This window comes from Falsiroseomonas sp. RANM36 (genome assembly GCF_056682175.1).
Genome location: NZ_JBWXTD010000007.1, coordinates 77,542 through 80,588 on the forward strand (window position 1 = coordinate 77,542; position 3,047 = coordinate 80,588).

At 72.8% G+C, this 3,047-nt stretch carries 4 protein-coding genes; all 4 read right to left on the reverse strand.

Annotated elements, in window-relative coordinates:
* Window positions 1-169: 169 nt before the first annotated feature.
* Genes AC1MIR_RS24485 through AC1MIR_RS24500 form a run of 4 tightly spaced genes read right to left on the reverse strand, consistent with a single transcriptional unit; the run spans window position 170 to window position 2,974 of the window.
* A complete protein-coding gene (locus AC1MIR_RS24485) occupies window positions 170-580 on the reverse strand; it encodes a C40 family peptidase (protein WP_480030789.1) in 411 nt (136 codons plus the stop codon).
* Complete coding sequence (locus tag AC1MIR_RS24490) at window positions 577-1,440, reverse strand: DUF2163 domain-containing protein (protein WP_480030790.1); 864 nt, start codon at window positions 1,438-1,440, stop codon at window positions 577-579. Before AC1MIR_RS24490 ends, AC1MIR_RS24485 begins: the two co-directional genes overlap by 4 nt.
* Window positions 1,437-2,057 carry a DUF2460 domain-containing protein gene (locus AC1MIR_RS24495; RefSeq protein WP_480030791.1) on the reverse strand — a complete coding sequence of 207 codons (621 nt, stop codon included), beginning with the start codon at window positions 2,055-2,057 and terminating at the stop codon, window positions 1,437-1,439. The genes AC1MIR_RS24490 and AC1MIR_RS24495 overlap by 4 nt, the downstream gene beginning before the upstream one ends.
* Window positions 2,057-2,974, reverse strand: a complete 918-nt coding sequence (locus tag AC1MIR_RS24500; RefSeq protein ID WP_480030792.1) for a phage tail tape measure protein — start codon at window positions 2,972-2,974, stop codon at window positions 2,057-2,059. Before AC1MIR_RS24500 ends, AC1MIR_RS24495 begins: the two co-directional genes overlap by 1 nt.
* Window positions 2,975-3,047: the final 73 nt, after the last annotated feature.

Genomic DNA, 3,047 nt, shown 5'->3' on the forward strand with positions numbered 1-3,047 from the left:
CGGCCGGGAAAGCCGAAATCGGACAGCGGCGGCCGCGAGCGGGCGGGGCGCCGCCGCCGAGCGCCCAGCCGACCTGGGCGCCCAGCAGGGTGCCGACGCCGGGGACGACGGAGCCGAGGGCAGCGCCGAGCGCGGCGCCGCCTCCAGCCACGGCAAGCTGGGCCATGCTCTACTCCGTCAGCCGAAAAGCGCCGATCAGGGCGGCGGCGAGCTCGCCCGCCATGGGTTGCTCGACGACGCGGCGGTGCGGGGCGTAGGCGTGAATGCAGGCAGGCACACGCCAATCGGGGTGCATCGAGGCGATGCCGACATGGCCGCCGTAGAGGCCCATGCGGAAGAGCAGCACGTCGCCGGGCTCGACCGAACCGACGCGGCGGGCGTGGCCCAGGATGCCCTCCAGCAGGCGCGTGCCCTGCGGCTCGCGCGCGTAGGGCGCGGGGTCGGGCAGCGCGCGGCCGGCGTCGCGCGCGGCGAGCAGCACCAGGCCGATGCAGTCGAGGCCGGTGGCGCTGCGGCCGAGATGCCGCCACGGCGTGCCGAGATAGCCGCGCGCGGCCTCGGCGATGGTTTTGCCCGTCACGCCGGCGTCGCCACCGTGGCCAGCACGCTCGGCACGAAGGGCTCGCCGCGGAAGTTCAGGTAGTTGCCGAACACGGCCTGGCAGGTTGCCTTGCGCTTGTCGCAGCCTGGCTGGAGGTGCAGCACATCGCCGAGCGCCGGCGCTACCGGCGGCGGCGCGAAGAGCGACAGGGCGCGGCTGGCCTGATCCCAGGCGAGCACCTCGCGCGCGATGCCGGCGTTCGGGCCAGACTGCCAGATGGCCACGCCGCCCTCGAAGTAGCTGCCGGCGAAGGCGGCGATGCCGTCGTCGGCGAGCACCAGCGTCGTGCTGTCGGTCAGCGCCTCCACAGTCGCCTGCTGCGTCCAACCGGCACCGATGGCGAGGTTGAGCTTGCATCTGCTGTCGCCGAGATCGGCGCGGCACTCCGGCTGGTAGACCGCGCCGATCACCGCCTGCAGCGGCTGCGCCAGGCCGCGCAGTTCCGCGCTGAAGGACCCGTCGTCGCGCGCCGTGACCTCGCCCAACCGGCCGCGACGAAGCTTCAGCCCACCGTCTGCCAGGTTCGCGTAGTTCACCGCGAAGATGCGCACCTCAGCGTGGTCCCACAGCCCGGAGCGGAGTTCGGCCGGGTCGAGCGCGGCGCTGTCCAGCAGGCCGAGCAGCTCGGTCTCGTCCACCGCCAGCGATGCGCCGGTGGTGATGCCCGCGCGCTGGTAGCCGAGCGCGGCGAGGTAGGTTTCGCCGCCATAGGCGATGTCGCGGTCGTGGTCGGTGAAGCGAAAGACCGCGCCATCGCGGCGCTGGACGCGCCAGAGCGTAGCCAGCGTGGTGGCCTGGCCAGCGAGATGCGCGGCAAGGCCGGCGGAGACGGTTTTCATGCTCGCAACTCCACGACGGGGATGCTGGACCACTCGCCGATGTCATGGGTGCGCAGCGTGAGCGACAGCGCGTCGGTGTCGAACCGCGCCGGCACGTCGAACTCGCAGCTTGCCTCCACCACCTGGTCTGCCGGCGCGCGCAGCGCCGTGCCGAGGGTGATCACGCCGGTGGCGACGTTCACCTGGAACTGCGCGGAGCCGGGGCCGATCGTGCGCTCCGTGCCGGCCACCCAGCAGCGCACGGTGCCGGCGACCGGCCGCGTGATGCGCCGCGCCACCTGCTCGCCGCCGCTGCTGTAGGCCTTGGTGATCTGGAACATGGCGAGCGTGCCGTCCGTCATTCCGATCGGCTGGCGCGGCAGCTGGTAGTCGGACCAGTCCTTGAACCGGAAGCCGCGCAGCTGGCCGCGGCGGGCGATGTAGAAGGCCAGCAGCGTCTCGACGTCGGCGCGCCCCTTAAGTCCCGTCGCCACGTTGTAACGCCGGCGCGCCTCCGCCCAGTTGGCCTGCCGCTGCTCGTGGCCGCCGGTCGAGGTGGTGATGACGGTCGCGAAGGTCGGGCCGCCCTCCGCACCGAGTGCGATGCGATCGGGAAAGCGCACGTCATCGAAGGCCATCAGATGCTCCGCTGGCTCCGGCGCAGCGCGCGGTTCAGCTCGGCCAGGATCGCGCCCTGGCTGGCGCGGAACGAGCCGGCATCGGGCGTGCTGACGTTGAACACGACGTTGATCGGCGCGGCGGTCGCCTCGACGCCGAGCCGGCCGTTGCGCCCGCGCCGGAGCGGCAGGATCGCCTCCGGCCCCGCCTCGCCCATTAGCCCGACACCGCGCGCGAAGGGGAACACCGTCGGCCGGTCGACGATGCCGCCCGTCGCGAAGGGGATCAGGCCGCCCGGGCCGAAGGCATTCCCCCGGGCGCTGGCGACAGCCGAGCCAGCGAACAGGCTGCCGATGCCCGCCAGGGCGGAGTTCAGCAGGCCGGTGGCCGCATTCGCCAGCGGCTCGGTGACCAGCTTTCGCGTGCCGATGCGCAGCAGGTCGCGCTCCAGGCCCTTGAGCAGCTCGGCGAAGCCGCGGCCCTCCACCACGGCATCCTCGAAGGCCGAGGAGAAGGCAAGGCCGAGCTCGCGCGCAGCATCCCCCGTCCGCTCGGTGTCCTGCCGCAGCCGCCCCTCGGCCTGCTCCAGTTCGGCGATGGCGGCGTTGGCCTCCCGGCCGATCGTCTCCTCCGGCAGCGGCCGGCCGACGCGTTCGCTGCGCTGGACGAGATCGCCGAGCCGTTCGAGGCGGCGGGCATAGCGCTCATAGGCGGTCTCGTTGTCCTGGATCAGCCGCTCCCGAGCGCGCAGGACCTCGTTGACCTCGCGCTCGGCGTCGCGGTTGTCGCGCTGCGCGACCACGACGCGGCGGGTGGTGCCCTCCAGCCGGCGCAGCGCCTCGTCGCGCTCGCCTGTCGCCAGAGCCTCCAGCCGGCTGCGCTCGGCTGTGAATCGGCGTGGAAAAAGGCCCCCCTGAGAGGGGTGATCGGCGTCCAAAAGGGACCCCTCTGGTGAAGGGGTTCACGTTGGCTCTCGGTGATGCCGGGGGTCATGTTTGGGATGCTGGTGG